General features: G+C 53.3%; 17 protein-coding genes and 1 pseudogene. 9 read left to right on the forward strand and 9 right to left on the reverse strand.

Annotation, left to right across the window (positions count from 1 at the left end):
- Nucleotides 1–355 precede the first annotated feature (355 nt).
- The 3 genes and pseudogenes from queD to ACIGCM_RS21355 form a co-directional block, all read right to left on the reverse strand.
- Nucleotides 356–712 carry a 6-carboxytetrahydropterin synthase QueD gene (gene queD / locus ACIGCM_RS21345; RefSeq protein ID WP_397504071.1) on the reverse strand — a complete coding sequence of 119 codons (357 nt, stop codon included), beginning with the start codon at nt 710–712 and terminating at the stop codon, nt 356–358.
- 246 nt (nt 713–958) lie between these two features.
- The gene (locus ACIGCM_RS21350; RefSeq protein ID WP_397504264.1) at nt 959–1,693 is read right to left on the reverse strand and encodes a methyl-accepting chemotaxis protein; all 735 of its coding nucleotides are present in this window, start codon (nt 1,691–1,693) and stop codon (nt 959–961) included.
- A gap of 120 nt (nt 1,694–1,813) precedes the next feature.
- Nucleotides 1,814–2,593 (reverse strand): annotated as a pseudogene (locus ACIGCM_RS21355) (cache domain-containing protein); the annotation flags it as partial.
- A gap of 300 nt (nt 2,594–2,893) precedes the next feature.
- Between ACIGCM_RS21355 and ACIGCM_RS21360 the strand changes: the two are divergent.
- The 3 genes from ACIGCM_RS21360 to ACIGCM_RS21370 are packed head-to-tail and all read left to right on the forward strand — an operon-like array spanning nt 2,894 to nt 5,390.
- Complete coding sequence (locus tag ACIGCM_RS21360; RefSeq protein WP_397504072.1) at nt 2,894–3,724, forward strand: undecaprenyl-diphosphate phosphatase; 831 nt, start codon at nt 2,894–2,896, stop codon at nt 3,722–3,724.
- A 56-nt stretch (nt 3,725–3,780) separates the two neighbouring features.
- Nucleotides 3,781–4,599 carry a helix-turn-helix domain-containing protein gene (locus tag ACIGCM_RS21365; protein ID WP_397504073.1) on the forward strand — a complete coding sequence of 273 codons (819 nt, stop codon included), beginning with the start codon at nt 3,781–3,783 and terminating at the stop codon, nt 4,597–4,599.
- 59 nt (nt 4,600–4,658) lie between these two features.
- On the forward strand, nt 4,659–5,390 hold the full coding sequence (locus ACIGCM_RS21370; RefSeq protein ID WP_397504074.1) for a DUF1294 domain-containing protein: 732 nt from the start codon (nt 4,659–4,661) through the stop codon (nt 5,388–5,390).
- Here the strand turns inward: ACIGCM_RS21370 and ACIGCM_RS21375 are convergent.
- Nucleotides 5,353–5,730: an MmcQ/YjbR family DNA-binding protein gene (locus ACIGCM_RS21375; protein WP_397504075.1), complete on the reverse strand. Its 378-nt coding sequence runs from the start codon at nt 5,728–5,730 to the stop codon at nt 5,353–5,355. The genes ACIGCM_RS21370 and ACIGCM_RS21375 overlap by 38 nt on opposite strands.
- 27 nt (nt 5,731–5,757) lie before the next feature.
- Complete coding sequence (locus tag ACIGCM_RS21380) at nt 5,758–6,945, reverse strand: MFS transporter (RefSeq protein ID WP_397504076.1); 1,188 nt, start codon at nt 6,943–6,945, stop codon at nt 5,758–5,760.
- A 217-nt stretch (nt 6,946–7,162) separates the two neighbouring features.
- Between ACIGCM_RS21380 and ACIGCM_RS21385 the strand changes: the two genes are divergently transcribed.
- Nucleotides 7,163–7,669, forward strand: a complete 507-nt coding sequence (locus ACIGCM_RS21385; protein ID WP_397504077.1) for a DUF1993 family protein — start codon at nt 7,163–7,165, stop codon at nt 7,667–7,669.
- Between the two features lie 61 nt (nt 7,670–7,730).
- Nucleotides 7,731–8,057, forward strand: a complete 327-nt coding sequence (locus ACIGCM_RS21390; protein ID WP_397504078.1) for a luciferase family protein — start codon at nt 7,731–7,733, stop codon at nt 8,055–8,057.
- Between the two features lie 42 nt (nt 8,058–8,099).
- On the opposite strand, the gene guaD is transcribed toward ACIGCM_RS21390, so the two are convergent.
- The 4 genes from guaD to xdhA all read right to left on the reverse strand — a co-directional run bounded on the left by guaD (nt 8,100) and on the right by xdhA (nt 14,380).
- Nucleotides 8,100–9,404: a guanine deaminase gene (gene guaD, locus ACIGCM_RS21395; RefSeq protein WP_397504079.1), complete on the reverse strand. Its 1,305-nt coding sequence runs from the start codon at nt 9,402–9,404 to the stop codon at nt 8,100–8,102.
- 74 nt (nt 9,405–9,478) lie between these two features.
- Nucleotides 9,479–10,318 carry a xanthine dehydrogenase accessory protein XdhC gene (gene xdhC, locus ACIGCM_RS21400; RefSeq protein WP_397504081.1) on the reverse strand — a complete coding sequence of 280 codons (840 nt, stop codon included), beginning with the start codon at nt 10,316–10,318 and terminating at the stop codon, nt 9,479–9,481.
- A gap of 221 nt (nt 10,319–10,539) precedes the next feature.
- The gene (gene xdhB, locus ACIGCM_RS21405) at nt 10,540–12,936 is read right to left on the reverse strand and encodes a xanthine dehydrogenase molybdopterin binding subunit (RefSeq protein WP_397504082.1); all 2,397 of its coding nucleotides are present in this window, start codon (nt 12,934–12,936) and stop codon (nt 10,540–10,542) included.
- Nucleotides 12,929–14,380, reverse strand: coding sequence for a xanthine dehydrogenase small subunit (xdhA, locus tag ACIGCM_RS21410; RefSeq protein ID WP_397504083.1), 1,452 nt, complete (start codon nt 14,378–14,380; stop codon nt 12,929–12,931). The genes xdhB and xdhA overlap by 8 nt, the downstream gene beginning before the upstream one ends.
- A 471-nt stretch (nt 14,381–14,851) precedes the next feature.
- On the opposite strand from xdhA, the gene ACIGCM_RS21415 reads away from it, so the two are divergent.
- The 4 genes from ACIGCM_RS21415 to ligA all read left to right on the forward strand — a co-directional run bounded on the left by ACIGCM_RS21415 (nt 14,852) and on the right by ligA (nt 22,723).
- Nucleotides 14,852–15,511 (forward strand): GntR family transcriptional regulator, encoded by a 660-nt coding sequence (locus ACIGCM_RS21415; RefSeq protein ID WP_397504084.1) that lies wholly within the window; start codon nt 14,852–14,854, stop codon nt 15,509–15,511.
- 12 nt (nt 15,512–15,523) lie between these two features.
- Nucleotides 15,524–19,021: a chromosome segregation protein SMC gene (smc, locus tag ACIGCM_RS21420; RefSeq protein ID WP_397504085.1), complete on the forward strand. Its 3,498-nt coding sequence runs from the start codon at nt 15,524–15,526 to the stop codon at nt 19,019–19,021.
- Between the two features lie 274 nt (nt 19,022–19,295).
- Complete coding sequence (zipA, locus tag ACIGCM_RS21425; RefSeq protein WP_397504086.1) at nt 19,296–20,120, forward strand: cell division protein ZipA; 825 nt, start codon at nt 19,296–19,298, stop codon at nt 20,118–20,120.
- Between the two features lie 206 nt (nt 20,121–20,326).
- A complete protein-coding gene (ligA, locus tag ACIGCM_RS21430) occupies nt 20,327–22,723 on the forward strand; it encodes an NAD-dependent DNA ligase LigA (RefSeq protein ID WP_397504087.1) in 2,397 nt (798 codons plus the stop codon).
- The last annotated feature ends 23 nt before the right edge of the window (nt 22,724–22,746 follow it).

The raw sequence follows: 22,746 nt of genomic DNA on the forward strand, positions 1-22,746 counted from the left end.
GTAGGTCATCGTCAAGCGCCTATACCAAAACCCCAGATCATGTAAATGATCTGGGGTTTTACTTTGGGCCACGGAAAAGTTCAGCTTTAACGGGGGCATGCTTTAGCGCGATGGCGGACAGGTGAGGCGGTGATCATCCGGATTGTGGCCTTGTGGTGGCCTAGCCCCAGCTTGCCCGCCTAATAGTCTGAATATTCACGAGCGCCATGGTGGGTGGAAAAGCGTCACCCACCCTATCAAACGAGGTGTGAAGAGCTTGCCAGTTGTTGTGGCTGTTCAGGGCAGCGTCGAACATTAAATCCAAAGCAATAAAAAACCACCTTGCGGTGGTTTTTATAGGTTAAGTCTGCAGCTTTTAGTCACCGCGGTATTCGCAGCCACTGGTACAGGTCTCGTGAATACGAATACGCGATAACTCAGGAAGCAGGGGCTTTAGTTGTTGCCAGATCCACTTGGCCAGCACTTCACTGGTTGGATTTTCAAGGCCTGCAATATCATTGAGGTAGTTGTGGTCGAGTTGCTCATAAAGCGGCTTAAAAATGGCTTTAATCTCTGAGAAGTCGCGAATCCAACCGGTATGGGGATCAACCTCACCTTCAATGTAAACCGCCACCTTAAACGAGTGCCCATGCAGGCGTCCGCATTTATGGCCGTCAGGGACGTGAGGAAGGCGGTGTGCCGCTTCAAACATGAACTCTTTAAACAATTCCACAGAACTACTCTCTACAGGACATCGCTATCTATACATGAACGGCTCACTGATTAGTGCCGCATATTGATGCATCTTAACAGTTTGAGTCTGTTCTAGGGCGTGTAGCGAGCGACTGGTCGTTGCTCGCTGGGCGGAAACAAAGGTGTGTGGCTGCCAGCGCATTAAATAATCCGCTCAGGGACCCGACGGAGTAGGGGGACGGGTATTGCGGGATCATGCAGCGACTGCATGGTCCCGCAATGCCGCTTATACGCGGAACTGTCCTAGCAGCGTGCCAAGTTGCATAGCTAACTGGCCGACATGCTCACTGGCTTTGTTGGATTGTTGCGCGGTTAACGCATTTTCATGGGCCAGGCCCGCAGCCTGCGTGACATTCTGGTTGATGTCTTCAACCACATGGGACTGCTCTAGCGTTGCGCTGGCGATCGATGCGTTCAGTCCTGTTATGTTTTTCAATGCGTGGGCGATTTGGTCAAGGCTGCCACCAGCCAGGTTGGCTTGTTCGATGGTCAGTTGTGAGGCCTGGCTGCTTTCATTGATGACCTTCACGGCTGCTTGCGAGTTAGTCTGCAAGCGCTCAGTCATGGTTTGAATTTCTGCGGTGGATTTCTGTGTGCGTTGAGCCAGTAAGCGTACTTCATCAGCCACAACCGCAAAACCACGGCCTTGTTCACCTGCTCGGGCCGCCTCAATGGCGGCGTTGAGGGCCAGTAAGTTGGTTTGCTCCGCGATTGAGCGAATCACCTCAAGCACACTGCCGATCTGGGTGCTTTCTTCCGCCAGGGTGTTCATCACGGTGACCGCATTGTCGATCATTGCTGACAACTGTTCGATTTGCTGCAGGCTTGATTGGATGTTGTTCTGCCCCTGCGCGGCTTGTTGTTCGGCCGCCAGAACTTCATTGGAAGCATGTTCAGCATTCTTTGCCACGTCCTGTACCGCGTAGGTAACCTGGTTAATCGCAGTGGCAACCAGCTCCATTTGTTGTGATTGCTGCTGGCTATGGGTATGGGCGTCTGTGGCAACCCCATCCAGGGATTGTGCTGCTTGAGTCAACGCTGAGGCAGAGCCAAGGGATTGGCTGATGACTTGGCGCAATTTATCGGTAAATGCATTGAAGTGGCGGGCTAATGCGGTCAGCTCATCATTGCCCTGGGTATCCAGGCTACGCGTCAGATCACCTTCACCGCTGGCAATATTGGCCATGGCGCTGACTGCCTGATTCAGCGGTTTGGAGATACTACGGGCTATAAGAATGACCACCAGTGTCATCAGCAACATCAGGGTCAGGCTGATGATGACGACGCGCGTGGCTTGAGTTGTAAATTCACTCTGCAGATCATCGACATAGACACCGGAGCCAATGATCCACCCCCAGGGTTGGAAAAGCTCCACGTAAGAAATCTTTGGGACTGGGTCGCTTGCACCCGGCTTGGGCCAGCGGTAGTCGACCTGACCTGCACCTTTGGCTTTAGCAATGCTCACCATTTCATTGAACAATGCTTTGCCATCAGGGTCTTTGAAGGTCGATAGGTTCTGACCTTCAAGCTTAGGATTGATTGGATGCATCACCATGGTCGGGGTTAAGTCATTAACCCAGAAGTATTCGCTGGTGTCATAACGCAGGCCGCGGATTATTTCCAATGCTTGCTTTTGCGCATCGTCTCGCTTGAGCGTGCCTGCGCTTTCGAGTGCATAGAAGTGTTTGAGAATACCGCTTGCGCTTTGTACTAAGTGCTCGGTCTTCTCAGCTTTGCCTGCATACAAGTCGCTATGAATTTGCTTGAGTAATACGCCACCCAAGGTCATTAACATGACGATTGCGACAATAAGTATCAGCCACAGACGCCGGCTGATTGGTAGGCTACGTAAGCTGTTCATAGGGAAACTCCAGGTTCTTATTATGGGAGCTGGTCGTCAGCGGCTGACTTGTCTTGGGCACTTCCCTATGCCGTGAATGCCCGAGGGCACAGAAACAGACCGAGTAAACATCAAGTAACCGGCTATAAAATGCTAATTCTCTGTTAGCATTTCGGCCTGAAACGCAGAAACCTGAGGGTGCATGGATAATTTGTCCGTTCTCTTGCGTTAGGGATGCGCAACTTCAGTTAAACAACAGCAGAAATGCTTCATTTAATAAGTTTTGTGCGGTTATTAAACCCGCGCAACTTGGGAGATCGGATGGACGTGTGGTTGGCCGTGCAGGCATTGATTTTGGGTGTTGTTGAAGGCATCACCGAGTTCTTACCCGTATCCAGTACCGGGCACCAGATCATCGTTGCGGACCTTATTGGGTTCGGCGGTGAGCGGGCCATGGCGTTCAATATCATCATCCAGCTTGGTGCGATTCTCGCGGTCGTTTGGGAATATCGGAAAAAAATTCTCGATGTAGTGGTGGGCCTGCCGAAAGAGCGTGAAGCGCAGGTTTTTACCCGCAACCTGTTGATCGCATTCTTCCCTGCTGTGATTTTGGGGGTGTGTTTTGCCGACTTGATCCATGAATACTTGTTCAATCCGATCACTGTCGCCGCAGCGTTGGTTATCGGTGGGGTCATCATGCTCTGGGCTGAGCGACGCAAGCACGTAGTGCATGCTGAGACCGTTGACGACATGACCTGGAAAGATGCCCTGAAGATCGGCTTTGCACAGTGCTTGGCCATGATCCCAGGCACCTCGCGCTCAGGTGCGACTATTATCGGCGGTTTGTTATTTGGCTTGTCACGAAAAGCAGCGACTGAGTTTTCATTCTTTCTGGCCATGCCGACGATGGTGGGTGCCGCTGTTTACTCAGGCTATAAGTACCGTGACTTGTTCCAGCCGGCCGATCTGCCTGTGTTTGCTATCGGTTTCGTAACGTCGTTTATTTTCGCGATGATTGCAGTTCGTGCCTTGCTCAAGTTTATTGGTAACCACAGCTATGCTGTCTTTGCTTGGTATCGTATTGGGTTTGGGTTGCTGATATTGGCAACTTGGCAGTTGCATTTGATCGACTGGAGCACCGCCCAAGGCTAATGGTCCCAGTTTGCCTGGGCAAACAGGCATAAACATCAAGTAGTCGAGTTGTTTCGATGAGCAGTGAAGGGTTATCCAACTCCGCAAATTGCACCACCGCAGAGGTGGTGCAACGCTACCATCTCGCGTGGAAAGCCTGTGATCTTGACGCGGTAATGGCGTTGTATCACCCGCAAGTTGAATACAACGATTTCTTTCAGAACAAGCTCTTTCACCTTACCCAGTTGCGTGATTATGTTCGTAGCTCAATGCCCCTCGAACCGCAAGAAGTGCTTGAGCACACTGATCGAATTCGCTTTGATGATGACACGGCTTTTATTCAATACCGGATCACCTTACGTGGCGGCCCAGGCTTGGTGTCGTTTCGTTCGAGTGAGGCTATTACGGTTCGTGATGGGCTGATTTGGCGGATCAATGAGTATGCTTCGCTGATCCATGAACAGCCGAAAAGTCAGGGTAAAATCGATAGTCGCCCAGCCACCAGTCGGCTTGGTTTGTCGGCGCGCCAGTTAGGTATTTTAGCGCTGGATCTGCAAGAGTATTTCGCTACAGCTCAGCCCTATCTAGACCCCGGGCTGAACCTGCAGCAGGTCGCGGCTGCAACGGGTTACAGCCGCAATCAAATCTCCTATTTGTTAAATCAAGTGCTGGGTCAGAGCTTTTACCGTTATGTGAATCACGAGCGACTAAAACATCTATTGGTGTCCATCAGTCCGTTTCAACAGGCGGCGAAGGTGGATGACCTGGTATTTGCCGCTGGATTTAATTCGCTTTCAGCCTTTTACAAATGTTTTCGTTTACACATTGGGATTACCCCGAAAGCGTATTTGAAATTACCCGTGGAACAACAAAATGCGTTACGCACGCGTGGCTAACAGCGCATAACACAGCGTGCATGGATTCTTGTCGGCTAACGTGGGATGGCGATTTAATCATGGAAGTACGTGGCTCGATCAAAAGCTGGAATGATGACAAAGGCTTTGGTTTTATCTCCCCTGAGCCGGGTGGCCCTGAGGTATTCGCACATATCTCGGCCATGCGCGGTCACCGCCGTCCAGTTGCGGGTGATGAAGTGATGTACATCGCCAGCAAGGACGACCAGGGTCGCCTACGTGCCGAACACCTGCGGCTTGCCGGCGAGTTATCAATTGATCAGCCTGCTATCCGCCGAAAGCCTCGTATCGTGACGCCCAGTCCGCAGCAAAAAGCGCGCAAAACCCAGACTAAAAAAACGCGACGAAAGCTCTCGGTGCCCATTCAACACTTAGGAATTAAAACCCTGATTTTCGCGGCACTCTGTGCATTGCCTCTATTCGGCGGGTTACAGCTGCTATTGAAGTCGGGTGTTATCTGGGTACTGTTGGCTTATCTGGTGATGAGTTTAGCCAGCTTTATGCAGTACTGGAGTGACAAGGCCAAAGCCATGAGCGGCGCTTGGCGTATACCTGAAGGCACACTGCATTTGTTTGAATTGTTTGGCGGCTGGCCTGGTGCCTTAGTCGCTCAGCAATGCTTTCGCCATAAAACCCGTAAGGGATCATTCCTGGCGGTGTTCTGGCTGATTGTCATCGCTCATCAGCTGTTTTGGTTTGATTGGTTTGTGTTGCACGGCAAGTATTTCGGCCATCTTATCCAGGCATATTCACCGGGTACTTGGGGTCAATAAGCAGCCCGATTTGCTTGCGCTTTGATAGCTTACCAACAACTAGCTGATGGGAGCGGGTGATCAGCTCACGCAGTTCGCTATCACTGATGGGCAATTGATCACAGCTCATGCTGACCCAGCCTGCACGGGCGAGGTATGGCGCAGGGCGGATGCCAGGACGGTCGACAAAACCGAGAAACAACTCTTTATCGACCTTGAAGGCAAGATTGCCGCCGAGAAAATTGAGGATCGTAAACATCTTATTCTCGGCAATCGAGAACACCTGATTTTCGCCCCATTTGTAGTCTTCACGGGCGCCTGGCAATTGCAGGCAAAATGCGGCGATTTGTTCGCGAGTCATCGGCTTGTTCCCGTGTCAGAACCTGCTTTAGGTGCTTGAGCGTTTATCCAAGCGCTTCAACACCAAAGTCATAAGCATACCCATCAGTGCCATGCAGGCGGCAACCATAAATATTGGGCCAAAGCCGAAGTAGCCTGCAATCGCGCCCATTAATGGCCCAGCGATGCCCAAAGACAGATCAAAGAACACGGCATAAGCACCAAGTGCCGAGCTGCGACTCGCGGGTGGAATCCGCGAGATCACCTCGACTCCCAGTGCGGGATATACCAGTGACAAGCCAAAGCCGGTGAGGGCGGAACCGCATAAGGTGATCCACGGAGTGGGCGCTAGCCAGACGAGTAGTAAACCAATGCTTTCGATCAGTAAACATATGGTCGCAACGCGATAACCGCCGCGTTTTTTAATCGTACTGGAAAAAAACAATCGGGCCAGAATAAACGCAGTGCCGAAGGCACTCAGGCAATAAGCGGCGTTGTCCCAGCCTCGGCTGTCGTAATACAAGGTGATAAAGGTGGCCAGGGTGCCGAAGCCAATTGATCCGAGAGCGAGCGCTACACCATTGGGTGCAACTTTCATGAATACCCGGCGAAATGCCAAGCGTGCCCCTTGAATAATCGGCGCAGGGGCTTTGGTTCGCGCCAGAAAGTAGGCCCCTCCTGCCAATACCATGGTTAAGCTGCCGATGCTCCAAAGGCCAATATGGGATGCCATCATCACGCCCATTGGGGCTCCTAAGGCGACGCCGCCGTAAGAGGCAATACCATTCCAGGAAATCACCCGCGCCGTATTTTCCGGGCCAACTCTGCCGATGCCCCAACTGATTGAACCGGTGCCGACTAAGCCTTGAGAGACGCCAAGAATTGCTCGGGCAACCAACAACAAGGTCAAGCTGGCCAAGGGGACTGCAACCAAGGATGTGGCCGCGAGCGTTACAACGCCACTGACTGAACAGCCGATAAGGCCATAAATGACGCCTTGCTTAGGGCCTAGGCGATCGGCGATCGAGCCAGACATAGGGCGTGTTAGCAGGGTTGAGAAATACTGAGTGCCAATCACCACGCCGGCGATGATCGAACTATAACCCAGGTCATAAATGACGTAGCCGGGTAGTACAGCAAGTGGCAAACCGACACAAAGGAAGCTGATAAAGGTAAAACACACAATAGTCAGGATCTGCAGGGTTGAGTTGTCTGCAGAAGTTGGCGCGGTCGTCATTCGTCAACTCATATCGGCAATGGCGCGGAGGATTTTCTGATTACTCATCATACAACTGAAAGCAAAGCCTGCTAACGAATATTTTGGGTACTGATCAAATTATTGTGATGAGTCAGGTGCTATCAATTGGGTTGCAACAAACCCTGTCGCACAACGTTTGGCACAGGTGTAATGTGCGTGATCAGATAATCAATCTGCCTTTTATGGAGCAATATCCATGTTGCTGTCTATGTACCAAGCAAGTGTCCCTGTTTTTACACGCATGTTGAGCAACCTAGATGCAATTCTCGATAAAGCTCAGGCACACGCGGAGGCTACAGGTTTCGACTCGGCCGTATTGGTTAACGCCCGTCTTGCGCCAGATATGTACCCATTGGCACGACAAATTCAAATTGCCACAGATGCGGCTAAAGGCTGCGTTGCTCGGCTTGCGGGCGTTGATGTGCCGAGCTTTGCTGACACCGAGGCAAGCATTGCTGAATTGAAGGCGCGTATCGCCAAAACCGCCGCCTTTGTTCAGTCATTCAAGCCTGAACAATTAGATGGAAGCGAAGAGAACACCATCAATATCAAGTTGCCTTCGCGTGAGTTGAGCTTTAGCGGGCAAATGTTTTTGCTGCATTTTGCCTTACCCAACTTCTACTTTCACATCAGTACCACCTACGCGATCTTGCGCCACAATGGTGTGAAAATTGGCAAGATGGATTACCTCGGTGCCGTCTGAATTTCATCGGTGCTGATCAGCGGCGTGTCAGGCTGATAGCGACTGGGCGGGTGAAGACGCAATGGGTCCATTGAAGGCGCAATTGCTGGCGGCTATCGAGAGTTTGCCGGATGTCGAGGTTGTGGTTTGGCGCGAGCGCTCAGATGGTTTTACGACGCTTAACTATCGCAGCACGGAAATTGCGCATTTTCATCATGACAATGAGCTTGATCTGGCGCTGGGCAAGGCGTTGATCAAGCAGCAAGGCTTGCAGCATCCACCGAACTCTATCAAACACCCTAAGCGCTCAGCTTCATCGGCCTATATTGAGTTGCGTTTTAACAGCGCTGGCGAGGTTGATGAAGTGGTGCGCCTGATAAAACTGGCAGTCGCGGATAGACAGAAATAAGCGCTGCTCGTCTAAACGACGAGCAGCGAATACCCGCGTCGGTTAATCGCGACGATGTACCGACTGTCCTGCGGCGAAGGTTTCTTTAACGGCCCGATCATCACCGAGAATAGTCAGGGCAAAGAGTTTTTCTTCCAGGCTTTTGGCTTGCTGCATACGGTAATCAATCAGCGGCGTTGCTTTGTAGTCGAGGACGATAAAGTCGGCGTCCTTACCGCTTTCGAAGTTGCCTATTTTGTCATCCAAATACAGGGCATTGGCGCTGCCAAGGGTGGCCAGATACAGCGACTTGAATGGATCAAGCTTGTTGCCCTGCAACTGCATGACTTTATACGCCTCATTCAGCGATTGCAGTTGCGAGAAGCTGGTCCCGCCGCCGACGTCAGTGCCCAGACCGACGCGAACGCCGTGTTGCTCAAGCTTCTTCAGGTCAAACAAACCGCTACCAAGGAACAGGTTCGAGGTAGGGCAGAACGCAATGGCCGAACCTGTTTCACTCAAACGTTTGCACTCATCGTCACACAGGTGCACACCGTGGGCGAAGACTGAGCGCGCGCCGATCAACTTGTAGTGATCATAAACGTCCAGGTAGCCTTTGCGCTCAGGGAACAGCGCTTTGACCCACTCGATTTCCTTGAGGTTTTCCGACAGGTGCGTGTGCATATAAAGGTCTGGGAACTCGTGGTACAGCTTACCCGCCAGCTCGAGCTGTTCGGGTGTGCTGGTCGGCGCAAAGCGAGGCGTAACAGCATAGTGCAGGCGACCTTTGCCGTGCCAGCGCTGGATCAGCTCTTTGCTGTCGGCGTAGCCAGATTCAGCGGTGTCGGTCAGGTAGTCAGGTGCGTTGCGGTCCATCAGCACCTTGCCGGCGATCATGCGCAGGTTCAGGGCTTGACTGGCTTCGAACAAGGCATCGACCGATTGTTTGTGCACGCTTGCGAACACCAGAGCAGTGGTGGTGCCGTTGCGCAGCAGTTCCTTGAGGAATATGCCGGCAACGTCCGCTGCGTGGGTTTTGTCTTCAAACTGTTTTTCAGTCGGGAAGGTGTAGGTGTTGAGCCAGTCGAGCAATTGCTCACCGTATGAGGCGATCATGCCGGTTTGCGGGTAGTGAATATGCGTGTCGATGAAACCCGGTGTGATCAGTGCATCTGGGTATTGAGTGATCTCAACGCCGTGGAGTGAGCCAAGTAAATCAGCTGCATGGCCGACGTTAACAACACGGCCGCCTTCAACGACCAGGATACCGTCCTCAAAATACTCATAAGATTGCTCAATACCTACCACGGCAGGGTCGGCAAGGCTGTGAAGTATGGAGGCACGGTAAGCTTTTGCAGGGCTGGACATAATATTCTCGGCAGTCTGTTAGTCAGCCGCTATCCACCGGGGTTGCGGGCAGATAGCGTTGGAATTAAGTGGTTTTAAGCGTGAGTACGACGTGAAGCTGGCAGCAGCTGAGCAATCGGCTCGGCTGATTTGCTGCGTTTTTGCTCACCAAAATTGGCGTTATAGGTGGCGATTATTTCGCCTGCAATCGACACCGCAATTTCAATTGGCAACTTGCCTTTAACTTCGCCTATACCCATGGGACAGCGCATACGCTGAACCACTTCAGGGGCAAAGCCACGGTCGCGCAAGCGATGCTCAAATTTGGCCCGCTTGGTTTTAGAGCCAATCAAGCCGTAGTAGGCAAAGTCATCGCGCTTAAGAATCGCGGCGGTCAGCTCTAGGTCGAGTTGATGGTTGTGAGTCATGACAATGTAGTAACTGCCAGCAGGCATATTGTCGACTTCGTCGACCACTTCATCATTGATGATTTTTTCTGCACCGCTCGGAATCTGCTCTGGAAACTCAGCTTCGCGTGAGTCAATCCAGCGGACTTTGCACGGCAAGCTGGCAAGCAGTGGTACGAGCGCACGCCCTACATGGCCGGCACCAAACACGGCGATTTGCGCTTGGGGGCGACCCATGGGTTCGAACAGCAATACCGTCGCGCCACCACAACATTGGCCCAGGCTTGCGCCTAGATTGAAGCGCTCCAAGCGGGTGTTCTGAGTGCCACTTTCGAGCATTTCACGGGCCATTTCCATCGCTTTGTATTCAAGATGACCGCCACCGATGGTCTGGTAAATACGTTCAGCAGTGACCACCATTTTCGAGCCCGAATTGCGCGGCGTAGAGCCACGCTCATCGATGATTGTGACCAGTACGCAAGGCAGACCTTGCTCTTGAAGTTCGGCGAGGGTGCTGATCCAACTCATTTTCTCAGCCTCCAGCTGTGTAAAGGTTTAGCCGGGCGCGACAAACACCAATCGGCAACTTTGGGTTGCTCAGACACCGTTGTCGGCTCCAGCACAAACAGTGGCGGCACCTTATGCAGCGGGGCCTTGACTGCTTCAGTTAAATTCTCGGTGTGATTTGTCATTATTGTTCACCATTGGGAAAACCGAACGGCGCAGCAGCGCACCGTTCGGCATGCCCCTTAGACAGGTTCTACAGCCTCACGAGCAGCTGACTTGGCCGGTTGCAGGTGTTTTTTCATCTGCTCAACACCCCAAAGCACCCGCTCTGGTGTTGCCGGAGCATCGATATCAGGCTGTTGGCGATAGTCTGCCAGGCTGGCGACGGCGTCTTTAATCGCGCACCAAACGGCAATGCCCAACATAAACGGCGGCTCACCCACCGCTTTGGAGTGGAACACGGTGTCTTCCGGGTTTTTGCGGTTCTCGACCAGTTTTACCCGTAGATCAAGCGGCATATCTGCGATAGCTGGGATCTTGTAGCTGGCTGGACCATTGGTCATCAGCTTGCCTTTGCCGTTCCAGACCAGCTCTTCCATGGTCAGCCAACCCAAGCCCTGAACGAATGCGCCCTCAACCTGGCCAATATCGATTGCCGGGTTCAGTGATGCACCGACATCGTGAAGGATGTCACTGCGCAGCATTTTATACTCGCCAGTCAGGGTATCGACTATCACTTCAGAGCACGCGGCACCGTATGCGAAGTAGTAGAACGGTCGGCCCGCAGCTTTAGAGCGATCATAGAAGATCTTCGGTGTACGGTAGAAGCCCGTGCTAGACAGCGAAACTTGGGCAAAGTAGGCCTGTTGAATCAGCTGGTCAAAATCAATGAATTGATCGCGGACCCGCACTTGGCCGCTGCGGAACTCAATATCTTCTGGGCTGACTTTGTGCTCGCGCACTAAGAAATCGACCAAGCGTTGCTTGATGGTTTCAGCAGCATTTTGTGCAGCTTTACCATTTAGGTCAGTGCCGCTGGAGGCTGCCGTAGGCGAAGTGTTAGGCACTTTGTCGGTATTGGTCGCGGTGATCTGGATACGCGAAATATCGACCTGAAAAACCTCCGCCACAATTTGCGCGACCTTGGTATTCAGACCTTGACCCATCTCGGTGCCGCCGTGGTTGAGATGGATACTGCCGTCGGTGTAAATGTGCACCAGTGCGCCAGCTTGGTTGAGGAAGGAGGCGGTAAAGCTGATGCCAAACTTCACTGGGGTGAGCGCCAAACCTTTTTTCAGCACCGGACTTGTGGCGTTGAATGCGCGAATTTCTTCGCGGCGTTTGCTGTAGTCGCTGCTGGCTTCAAGATCACTGGTCATCTCGGCCAGCATGTTGTGCTCGACCGTTTGGTAGTAGTGAGTAAAGTTGCGATCTTCTTTGCCGTAATAGTTGAGCTTGCGCACTTCAAGCGGGTCTTTGCCCAGCGCACGGGCAATGTGATCCATCACTTGTTCAATCGCGACCATGCCCTGTGGTCCGCCAAAGCCGCGATAAGCGGTGTTGGAGGCCGTGTTGGTCTTGCAACGGTGACCATTGATGGTCGCGTTACCCAGGAAGTAGGCGTTATCTGAGTGGAACATCGCCCGGTCGACGATAGAACCCGACAAATCTGGCGAGTAGCCACAGTTGCCAGCCAGTTCAAGCTGGATGCCATGGAGCAAGCCGTTGTCGTCATAACCGACATCGTATTCAACATAGAAGGGGTGGCGCTTGCCGGTCATCTGCATGTCTTCAACACGCGGCAGACGCATTTTGGTCGGGCGACCGGTGAGGTGTGCAACCACCGCACACAGGCATGCGGGGCCTGCGGCCTGGGTTTCTTTACCACCAAAGCCACCGCCCATGCGGCGCATGTCGATCACAACTTTATGCATCGCCACGCCGAGCACTTCAGCAACCAGCTTTTGAACTTCGGTGGCGTTTTGCGTTGAGGTGTAGACGATCATGCCGCCATCTTCAGTGGGCATAACTGAAGAAATTTGGGTTTCCAGATAAAAGTGCTCTTGGCCACCGATATGCAGAGAGCCTTGCAAACGGTTCGGCGCAGTGGCGAGCGCGGCAGCGGAGTCGCCAATTTTATGCTGGTGACTGTCGAGGACAAAGTGCTTCTTGCGCAGCGCCTCAACTACATCAAGCACCGGCTCAAGGTCTTCGTACTCGATCACCGCAGCCATGGCTGCTTTGCGCGCCGTTTCCAAACTGTTGGCAGCAACGGCCAGCACCACTTGACCGACAAATTCCACCTTGCCATCGGCCAGTAATGGATCACCGGGCGCTACTGCACCGATATCTAACTGGCCAGGAACATCCTTGCTGGTAATGGCAATGGCAACGCCGGGGATTTCATAGCAGGGAGAGGTGTCAATTTTGACGATGCGCGCGTGCGCTCGATCGCTCATGCGTGCGTAGATATGCAGCTGGTTTGGAAACTCCAAACGATCGTCAACGTAAGTGGCTTCGCCGGATACGTGCTTGGCGGCGCTTTCGTGTTTGACGCTACGGCCCACACCAGTGGTGAGGTCAGCGCGGAATAGCTCAGCCAGCTCTGCCTGGGTTTTTTGAACGATGTGATTAGACATATGCAGTCACCCGTGTCTCGACTTCTGGAGCTTGCATTTCAAGGAAAAACTTACGCAGCAAGTTTTGTGCAATAAGTAGACGGTATTCCTTACTGGCGCGGAAATCGCTCAGTGGGGTGAAGTCCTCAGCCAGCGCGGTGCAGGCTTGCTCGATAACACCCGGATACCAAGCTGCTCCGTTCAGTGCGGCTTCACAAGCTGCGGCTCGTTTCGGAATTGCGGCCATGCCGCCAAAAGCGATACGTGCGTTTTGCACCACGCCGTCCGCCACCTCGATATTAAAGGCGGCGCAGACAGCCGAAATATCATCGTCTAAACGCTTCGACACTTTATAAGCGCGGAATGCTCGGTTGGCTTGTGCGCGTGGGACAATAATCTTCTCGATAAACTCGGCGTCCTGGCGGGCGGTTACCTTGTAATCAATGAAGTAGTCTTCGAGCGGCAGCGTGCGCGATTCATTACCCTTGCGCAGTACAATCTGTGCACCCAGAGCAATGAGCAGCGGCGGGGCGTCACCAATCGGAGAGGCGTTACCTATGTTGCCGCCAAGGGTGCCTTGGTTGCGGATTTGCAACGAGGCAAAGCGGTGCAGTAGTTCACCGAAGTCCGGGTAGTCTTTGGCCAATGCCGAGTAGCAATCGCTCAGCGCTGTCGCAGCACCAATCTCGATTGTGTCATCGGTCACTTCAATGCGCTTCATCGACTCGATGTGGCCGACGTAAATCATCACCGGCAGTTCACGGTGGAACTGGGTGACTTCCAGTGCCAGATCGGTGCCACCAGCGAGCAGTCGCGCCTCAGGGTTGGCGGCGTAGATGTCAGCCAGGTCTGCGACGGTCAAGGGTAACAGGCAGCGCTTATCGCCACTGTTAAGCTCGGCGGTTTCATTGGGGGCGATGGCTTTTAGCTGGGCAACGGTCTGCGCTTCAGCCGCGTCGAACTGGTCGGGTTGCTTCTGGCAGCAAGCTTGTTCTGCTGCATCAATGATCGGACGGTAGCCGGTGCAGCGGCACAAATTGCCAGCAAGGGCTTCAAGGGTCTCGGCCTTGCTATAGCCATTGCTGTTTTTCTGCAGGGCAAATAACGACATGACAAAACCTGGGGTGCAGAAGCCGCACTGTGAACCATGGCAATCAACCATGGCTTGTTGCACGCTGTGCAGTTGGCCTTGGTGTTTGAGGTCTTCAACGCTGATCAATTGTTTACCATGCAGCGAGGACACGAAGGTCAGGCAGGAATTGAGTGTGCGATAACGAATGCGCTCGCGGCCATCGCGCATCTCAAGTTCGCCGACGACTACAGTGCATGCACCACAGTCTCCAGAGGCACAACCTTCTTTGGTACCGGGTTTGCCAAGGTGCTCACGCAAGTAGTTCAGCACAGTGACGTTGGGGTCGAGTTGCTGCTCAGTGCGCAGCTCCCGGTTGAGTAAAAACTGGATCAAGGAAGACCTCCAGGCATTTTATTGTTGTCTATGAGCGGCAAGTTTCCGGATTTAAGCTGACCGATGAGGTGCAGCCGTATTCCGGGCGACGCGCTTTGTACTAAATCTAGTGATTTCTGACTTTTGGGTCAACTAATATTTGACCTATTAGTCAATCAATTTTCATGCCGCACCCTTATGCGCGCTCTGCACTGGGGTGGTGTCTGATTTAGAGCCGCTGTCACAAGTGATTTAACGCCTCGGATTGGTGCGTTTTAAGTAATTATTGTTCAACTTGTGACTGTGTAAACCGCGACGGGGCACTGAGTCGGTTCAGCCCCTGTGTTACACTTTAACGACCTGCAGATTAATCTTAGCGCCTCTACATGGCGGCTTGTGAGGGCTTTGTTCAACCACAGTCCTTGCAGCTGACTCCTTAACTGCGGCTGTCGAAATTTTGTTGCTAAGCACCTTTAGGTTTTAAGGAAAAGCATGACCTTCAAGGCCCCAGATAGCCTAAGCGAGCAGATTGCGCTGCATTTATCAGAACGTATTATTCGTGGTGAATTGCGGGCGGGCGAACGCATTCAGGAGCAGAAAGTTACCCAGCTACTTAATGTCAGCCGGGGGTCTGTTCGTGAGGCACTGTTGATTCTTGAGCGTCGGCATCTGATTGTTATTCAGCCGCGACGTGGCGCGCAGGTTACTGAGCTTACGGCGCACAATGTGAAAAGCCTTTACGCCTTGGTGGTTGAGCTCTATGGCTTGCTGGCGTGTACGGTTGCTCGCGGCTGGCGGGATCTGGCCGAGTTGGCACCGTTTCTGGACATTCAGAAACGCCTGGCCACTAATTTCGAGCAGGGTGACATTAACGGCTTTGTCGATAATAGTTTCGATATCATGCGTGCCGCCTATGGCTTTTCGAATAACCAGTACCTGCAAGACACGGTAGAAAACCTGTTGCCAGCGATTAGTCGCACCTATTATTTAGCCTTTGAACGGCGGCGTAGTGAAATGGGGCAATTCATCGCGACCTTCACTGCGTTGTTGCAAGCAATCATTGAACGCGACGAGAATCAGGCACGCGAAGTGCTTGAAGGCTATTGCGCCCATAATACTAAACTGGTGCTGGCAGCATTAGCTGAACGCTAAGGAACGCTTTGCATGCGTCTGAAGTCGATCAAACTTGCAGGTTTCAAGTCATTTGTTGACCCGACCACAGTGTCCTTTCCGAGCAATATGGCGGCGGTTGTAGGGCCCAATGGTTGCGGCAAGTCGAATATTATCGATGCCGTTCGCTGGGTAATGGGCGAAAGCTCGGCAAAGAACTTGCGTGGCGAGTCGATGACTGACGTCATCTTCAATGGCTCCAATACCCGCAAACCTGTTACGCAGGCCTCAATCGAGCTGATTTTCGATAATGCCGACTCAACCTTGGTGGGGGAGTACGCAGGTTATGCCGAGATATCCATACGCCGCCGAGTAACCCGCGACAGCCAGAACACCTACTTTCTCAACGGCACTAAGTGCCGTCGCCGTGACATTACCGATATTTTCCTAGGTACTGGTTTGGGGCCGCGCAGCTACTCGATTATCGAGCAGGGCATGATTTCCAAGCTGATTGAGGCCAAGCCCGAAGACTTGCGCAATTTCATCGAGGAAGCGGCGGGTATTTCAAAGTACAAAGAACGTCGCCGCGAGACTGAAAATCGAATTCGTCGCACCCACGAAAACCTTGCCCGCCTGACTGACTTGCGCGAAGAGCTTGAGCGTCAACTGGAGCGCCTGCACCGTCAGGCCCAAGCTGCAGAGAAGTATCAAGAATACAAAGCTGAAGAGCGCCAACTCAAAGCGCAATTGACTGCCTTGCGCTGGCAAGCCCTGAATGAGCAGGTCGGGCAGCGCGAGTCGATTATTCGTGATCAGGAAGTAGGGTTTGAAGCCTTGGTTGCGGAGCAGCGTAATGCGGATGCCAGCATTGAGCGCTACCGTGACGGTCACCATGAGCTGTCAGAACAGTTTAATTTGGTGCAAGGCCGTTTCTACTCGGTGGGCGGCGATATTGCTCGGGTTGAGCAAAGTATTCAGCATGGCCAGCAGCGTGTGCGGCAATTGCAGGATGATCTCAACGAAGCTGAACGTTCACGTCAGGAGACCGAGTCCCATTTGGGCCATGACAGCACGTTGGCAGCGACTCTCGGTGAAGAGTTGGCGCAACTTGAGCCTGAACAAGAGCTGACGGCTGCAGCGGCTGAAGAGTCAGCCGCTGCACTTGAGTTGGCTGAAGCAGCAATGCACAGCTGGCAAGAACAGTGGGATGGATTCAACCAGCGTTCGGCGGAGCCGCGTCGCCAGGCCGAGGTACAACAGTCACGTATTCAGCAGTTGGAGCAGAGCCTTGAGCGTTTAGCGGAGCGCCAGCGGCGTCTAAGCGACGAGTTACAGCAACTTGCAGCTGACCCGGAAGATGCCGCGATATTGGAGTTGGGCGAGCAGGTTGCAGTCAGCGAGCTAAGCATCGAAGAACTCCAGGCCAGCGAAGCGCAACAAGGCGAGCGCTTACAGCAGTTGCGTGGTGAGCTGGAGCGAGCAGGCCAGGTGCAACAACAGGCTCAAGGTGAGTTACAGCGCTTGCAGGGGCGTCTGGCTTCGCTGGAGGCTTTACAGCAAGCCGCGTTAGAACCCGGGCAGGGCGCGGCCCAGTGGCTCGATCAGCAGCAGTTACGCAATCGTCCACGTCTGGCCGAAGGGCTCAGGGTTGAAAGCGGTTGGGAACTGGCAGTCGAAGCTGTGCTCGGTGCCGATCTGCAAGCGGTACTGCTGGATGACGGGGTTAGCCTTGATCAGCTGGACTTTTCCGGTTTCGAGCAGGGCGATTTACGTCTGCTGAGTCCGGCTGCCAATGGCCAGCGAATTGCTGGAAGCTTGCTTGATAAGGTTGAGTCTGCACTCGATTTATCGCCATGGCTGGGCAATGTTCGCCCGGTGGAAACGCTTGATCAAGCACTGGCGTTGCGCGGCGCTCTTGGTCGTGATGAAAGCTTGAGTAGTCGTGACGGCTACTGGGTTGGCAAACATTTCTTGCGCGTGCGTCGTGCCAGTGAGGCCGAAAGCGGCGTGTTGGCGCGTGGCCAGGAGTTGGAGCAGCTCGGTCACGAATGTGAGGAACGTGTGGCTGCACTGGGCTTGCTTGAAGAGCGCCTGTTGAGCCTGCGTGAGCAACAGCGCGAACAAGAAGATCAGCGCGAACAGCAGCGCCGTCAGTTGCAGGATCAGTCTCGGCGTTTAGGTGAGCTCAAGGCACAATTGTCGGCGAGTCAGGCCAAGGTTGAGCAGTTGCTACTGCGACGCCAGCGTCTGGACAGCGAATTAACCGAGCTGTCTGGCCAGCGTCAGCTTGAGCAGGAGCAACTCGGCGAGTCGCGCCTGCAATTGCAAGATGCGCTGGATAGCATGGCGCAGGACAACGAGCAGCGCGAGTCCTTGCTCGCCAGCCGTGATCAGTTGCGCGAGCAGCTTGACCGGGTTCGTCATGATGCTCGTCAACACAAAGACCATGCGCATCAGCTCGCGGTGCGTTTGGGTTCACTGCGCGCGCAATATGACTCAACTCGCCAGGCCCTTGAGCGCTTGCAGCAACAGTCTGAGCGCCTGCATGAAAGGCGCGAGCAACTGAACCTCAACCTTGAGGAGGGCGCTGCACCGCTCGAAGAGTTACGGATCAAACTCGAAGAGTTACTCGACCGGCGCATGGGGGTCGAGGATGAGTTGAAACTGGCACGCTTGACCCTTGAGGATGCTGATCGGCAGTTGCGCGATGCTGAGAAGCGCCGCACTCAAGCCGAGCAACAGTCTCAGCTATTACGTGGTCAGCTTGAGCAGCAGCGCATGGAGTGGCAATCGCTGACGGTTCGGCGTAAAGCATTGCAGGATCAGCTGGCCGAAGACAAGTACGACCTGCATGGCGTTTTGGCGACATTACCGGGCGAGTCCAGCGAGCAGTCATGGGAAGCCGAGTTGGAGCGCATGGCGCAGCGCATTCAGCGGCTCGGGCCGATCAACCTTGCGGCAATCGATGAATATCAGCAGCAATCCGAGCGCAAACGCTATCTGGATGCCCAGGACGCCGATTTGGTCGAAGCATTGGACACCCTGGAAAATGTAATTCGCAAGATCGACCGTGAAACGCGTAATCGTTTCAAGGAAACATTCGATCAGATAAATGCTGGATTACAGGCGTTATTTCCAAAGGTTTTCGGTGGCGGCACAGCTTATTTGGAACTCACAGGCGAAGATCTACTCGATACTGGTGTAACAATCATGGCGAGGCCGCCTGGAAAGAAGAACAGCACCATTCATTTGCTCTCCGGTGGCGAGAAGGCTTTGACAGCGCTTGCGCTGGTTTTTGCCATCTTTCAACTTAATCCTGCACCCTTTTGTATGCTCGATGAAGTGGATGCGCCGTTGGATGATGCCAACGTTGGGCGGTATGCCCGGTTGGTTAAAGAGATGTCCGAGAAAGTGCAGTTTATTTATATCACCCACAACAAGATTGCCATGGAAATGGCTGATCAATTGATGGGGGTTACCATGCATGAACCGGGGTGTTCGCGTTTGGTTACGGTGGATGTCGAAGAAGCGTTGGCAATGGTAGATGCCTAGCGCAGTTGGTTGAGTTTTGAGCAAAATGTTACAGCGGGATTGATATAAGGTGTTTTTTTCACCTTTTCATCGTTTTAGCCTACTGTTGTACTGTGTTTTCAAACTCGCCAGCAGTGTAAAGTAACCATTCGTCGTGCTAGCTTTATGCCCACTTTTGTTAGGCGTGGAAAATGCCAGTGCGAACAGGGAGTTGGCCCCACGTTTTTTGAGTTATCGGAAGAGCCTGAATGCTTCCGTTGTGTATATTAATTGTCAGTAGGGGTTAAGGTATTTCATGGAATTCGGTCTACGTGAGTGGCTGATTGTTATCGGCATTATTGTGATTACTGGCATCTTGTTCGATGGCTGGCGTCGGATGCGCGGTGGTAAAGGTAAATTGAAGTTCAAGCTTGACCGAAACCTTTCTAACTTGCCTGATGAAGACGGTGACCCTGAGTTATTGAGCCCTGCGCGCGTGGTGGACAAGCCCCATCAAGAGCCTTCCCTTGATGAGCATGATTTGCCATCAATGAGTGCCCGTGAGCCGATTCGTCGTCGTAACAATGAGCCGCAACAAGGTGATTTGAATCTTGACGCCGATGAGCCCGTGCCGACACTGCTCAACCCTGTTGATGATGCGCCAAACTCCGCTCAGGCACATAAAACCCATGGGGGTGAGCAGGCGCCTGTTGATGAAGTATTGGTCATCAACGTGATTTCCCGTGACGATAACGGCTTTAAAGGCCCCGCGTTGCTGCAAAATATTCTCGAGAGCGGTCTGCGCTTCGGTGAGATGGATATCTTCCATCGTCACGAGAGCATGGCAGGCAATGGTGAAGTGCTGTTCTCGATGGCCAATGCACTCAAGCCCGGCACCTTTGACCTTGATGACATTGAGGGCTTCAGCACCCGCGCTGTAAGCTTCTTCCTCGGCCTGCCGGGACCACGTCATCCCAAGCAAGCATTTGATGTCATGGTCGCTGCTGCACGCAAACTTGCCCATGAGCTTAACGGTGAACTCAAAGATGATCAGCGCAGTGTGATGACCGCGCAAACCATCGAGCATTACCGTCAGCGGATTGTCGAGTTTGAACGTCGCCAGCTGACCTCCAAGCGTTAAGCCCACGATTATCTGAAAGCAGCTTACAGGCTGCGTGAAAACGTCACGGCGAAGGCAAGGCAAAAATAAGCGGGAAGTGGCCGGGGTCGCGCTCGACTTTAGGTGTTCTAAATGAGCATTTTTCGCTTTTTTTAACGCCGTATTGCCGAGCGCAGTAGTTTTCACTCGGTCTGTTTGGCTGCTTTCTGCGTTTCTGAGAGACCGACATGACTGACGCCCCCCAACGTATCTTGCAGCTCCGTGCCGAGCTGGATCAGCATAACTATCGTTATCACGTGCTCGATGAGCCAAGCATTCCTGATGCTGAATACGACCGTCTGTTCCACGAGCTCAAGGCGCTCGAAGCACAGAATCCACAGTTGATCACCCCCGATTCACCCACTCAAAGAGTGGGTAGCTTGGCGCTGTCGGCGTTCGGTGAGGTTAAGCATGAAGTGCCCATGCTCAGCCTGGGCAACGCCTTTGAAGAAACCGATTTGGAAGATTTTGATCGCCGCGTTCGTGAAGGCCTTGATCTTCCTGTTGGTGGTGCGGCGGGTGGTGACTTGTTCAGTGATGCCCAAGATGTTGAGTACAGCTGTGAGCCAAAGCTCGATGGCCTTGCAGTGAGTTTGCTTTATGAGAACGGCATCTTGGTGCGCGGCGCTACCCGTGGGGATGGCAGCACCGGCGAAGATATCAGCGTAAACGTACGCACCATCCGTAATGTGCCGCTCAAGCTACAGGGTGACGGCTGGCCACAGGTCTTGGAGGTGCGGGGTGAAGTGTTTATGTCCAAGGCCGGATTTGAGGCGCTTAACGCTAGACAGTTAGAGCAGGGTGGTAAGATTTTCGCCAACCCACGTAACGCAGCGGCTGGTAGTCTGCGTCAGCTGGACTCGAAAATTACGGCCAGTCGGCCGCTGGAGTTTTGCTGCTATGGCATTGGTCAGGTTCAAGGCAGTTTGCCTGAAACCCATGTGGGCATTCTGCATGCGCTGAAAGGCTGGGGTATGCCGATTAGTCGTGAGCTAAAGCTGGCCAAAGGTGTCCAGGCCTGCCTCGGTTACTACCGAGACATTGGCGAGCGTCGTGCCTCTTTGGCCTACGAGATTGATGGCGTTGTGTTCAAGGTCAACAGCTTGGCCCAGCAGCGTGAACTTGGTTTCAGAGCGCGTGAGCCGCGTTGGGCCATCGCCCATAAGTTTCCTGCCCTTGAGGAGCTTACCGAGTTGCTTGCTGTGGAGTTTCAGGTCGGACGTACTGGCGCTGTCACTCCAGTTGCACGGTTAAAGCCGGTAAAGGTTGCAGGCGTTACAGTGTCTAACGCGACGCTGCACAATATGGACGAGGTCGCTCGGCTTGGCCTGATGATTGGCGACAGTGTGATTATCCGCCGCGCCGGCGATGTTATCCCGCAGGTGGTTCAGGTGGTTACCGAGCGGCGACCAGATTGGAGCAGTGAGGAGCTTGAGCAGCGCAGGGTGCTCGTGCCGGAGCATTGCCCTGTATGCGGCTCTGCAGTTGAGCGCACCCAGTTGGTTAAGCGCAGCAAGGGCAAGGAGTCCTTTGTTGATGGCTCAATATACCGTTGTGTGGGGCGTCTGGCTTGTGGCGCGCAGCTCAAGCAGGCAATTATCCACTTTGTCTCGCGCCGGGCCATGGATATCGAAGGTTTGGGCGAGAAGAGTGTTGAGCAGCTTGTAGATGAAGGTTTGGTCAATTCGCCCGCAGATCTCTACACCCTGACCTTTGATCAAGTGGTTGGGTTGGAAGGTTTTGCTGAGCTGTCGAGCAATAATTTGCTTGAGGCGATCAAGCAAAGCCGCCAGCCAACGCTGGCACGGTTTATCTATGCGCTGGGCATTCCAGATGTCGGCGAGGAGACGGCCAAGCTGTTGGCGCGTGCGCTGGGTTCGCTGACTCGTATCATGCAGGCGTTGCCAGAAGTGCTGACCTATTTGCCCGATGTTGGGCTGGAAGTGGCTCATGAGATCCACAGTTTCTTTGCCGATGAGCATAATCAAACGGTAATCAGCCGACTGCTTGAGCGCGGTATTGAGCTACAAGACCAAGGTGATGTGCATCCAGAGTTTGCTGCAAGCACGACCCTTGCCGGATTTGTCACCAAGTTAAATATCGCCTCTATTGCGGCGACAGGTGCCGAACGGCTCGCCAGTAAATTTGGCTCTGTGCAGGGCATCATTGATGCCGACTGGCTCGATGTGCGGCAAGTCGAGCGCCTTAGCGAAAAGGCGGCTAAATCACTGCGTGAGTTCTTTGATAATCCGCAAAACGCGCAGCGTGCCCTGGATATTGAGGCGCAGTTGCGTGAGTTTGGCATGCACTGGGAGTGTGAGAAAAAGCAGCTGGAAGGCTTGCCGTTGGCAGGTCAAACCTGGGTGTTAACCGGCAGTCTTGAGATTATGAGTCGTGATATTGCCAAAGATAAGCTCGAATCACTGGGTGCTAAAGTCGCAGGCTCTGTTTCGGCTAAAACCAGTTGCGTAGTGGCCGGGCCCGGCGCAGGTTCAAAGCTGGCAAAGGCCAATGAGTTGGGCTTGAAAGTGCTGGATGAAGACGCATTTTTGGCGGTGCTGGCCGGGTACGGTATAACCGCCTAGGAAGAGTAACCGCTCAAGTATTC

Origin of the sequence: Pseudomonas sp. NPDC078700, from assembly GCF_044542375.1 — a bacterium.
Classification (GTDB): domain Bacteria; phylum Pseudomonadota; class Gammaproteobacteria; order Pseudomonadales; family Pseudomonadaceae; genus Aquipseudomonas.

Bases quoted from the DNA above. Each gene is read 5' to 3' on its own strand.
- ACIGCM_RS21365 (WP_397504073.1), top strand. From the start codon at position 3,781: ATGAGCAGTGAAGGGTTATCCAACTCCGCAAATTGCACCACCGCAGAG.
- ACIGCM_RS21380 (WP_397504076.1), bottom strand. From the start codon at position 6,945: ATGACGACCGCGCCAACTTCTGCAGACAACTCAACCCTGCAGATCCTG.
- ACIGCM_RS21350 (WP_397504264.1), bottom strand. From the start codon at position 1,693: ATGGAGCTGGTTGCCACTGCGATTAACCAGGTTACCTACGCGGTACAG.
- zipA (WP_397504086.1), top strand. From the start codon at position 19,296: ATGGAATTCGGTCTACGTGAGTGGCTGATTGTTATCGGCATTATTGTG.
- smc (WP_397504085.1), top strand. From the start codon at position 15,524: ATGCGTCTGAAGTCGATCAAACTTGCAGGTTTCAAGTCATTTGTTGAC.
- ACIGCM_RS21375 (WP_397504075.1), bottom strand. From the start codon at position 5,730: ATGACTCGCGAACAAATCGCCGCATTTTGCCTGCAATTGCCAGGCGCC.
- ligA (WP_397504087.1), top strand. From the start codon at position 20,327: ATGACTGACGCCCCCCAACGTATCTTGCAGCTCCGTGCCGAGCTGGAT.
- ACIGCM_RS21370 (WP_397504074.1), top strand. From the start codon at position 4,659: ATGGAAGTACGTGGCTCGATCAAAAGCTGGAATGATGACAAAGGCTTT.
- ACIGCM_RS21390 (WP_397504078.1), top strand. From the start codon at position 7,731: ATGGGTCCATTGAAGGCGCAATTGCTGGCGGCTATCGAGAGTTTGCCG.
- xdhB (WP_397504082.1), bottom strand. From the start codon at position 12,936: ATGTCTAATCACATCGTTCAAAAAACCCAGGCAGAGCTGGCTGAGCTA.
- ACIGCM_RS21360 (WP_397504072.1), top strand. From the start codon at position 2,894: ATGGACGTGTGGTTGGCCGTGCAGGCATTGATTTTGGGTGTTGTTGAA.
- ACIGCM_RS21415 (WP_397504084.1), top strand. From the start codon at position 14,852: ATGACCTTCAAGGCCCCAGATAGCCTAAGCGAGCAGATTGCGCTGCAT.
- guaD (WP_397504079.1), bottom strand. From the start codon at position 9,404: ATGTCCAGCCCTGCAAAAGCTTACCGTGCCTCCATACTTCACAGCCTT.
- xdhC (WP_397504081.1), bottom strand. From the start codon at position 10,318: ATGAGTTGGATCAGCACCCTCGCCGAACTTCAAGAGCAAGGTCTGCCT.
- ACIGCM_RS21385 (WP_397504077.1), top strand. From the start codon at position 7,163: ATGTTGCTGTCTATGTACCAAGCAAGTGTCCCTGTTTTTACACGCATG.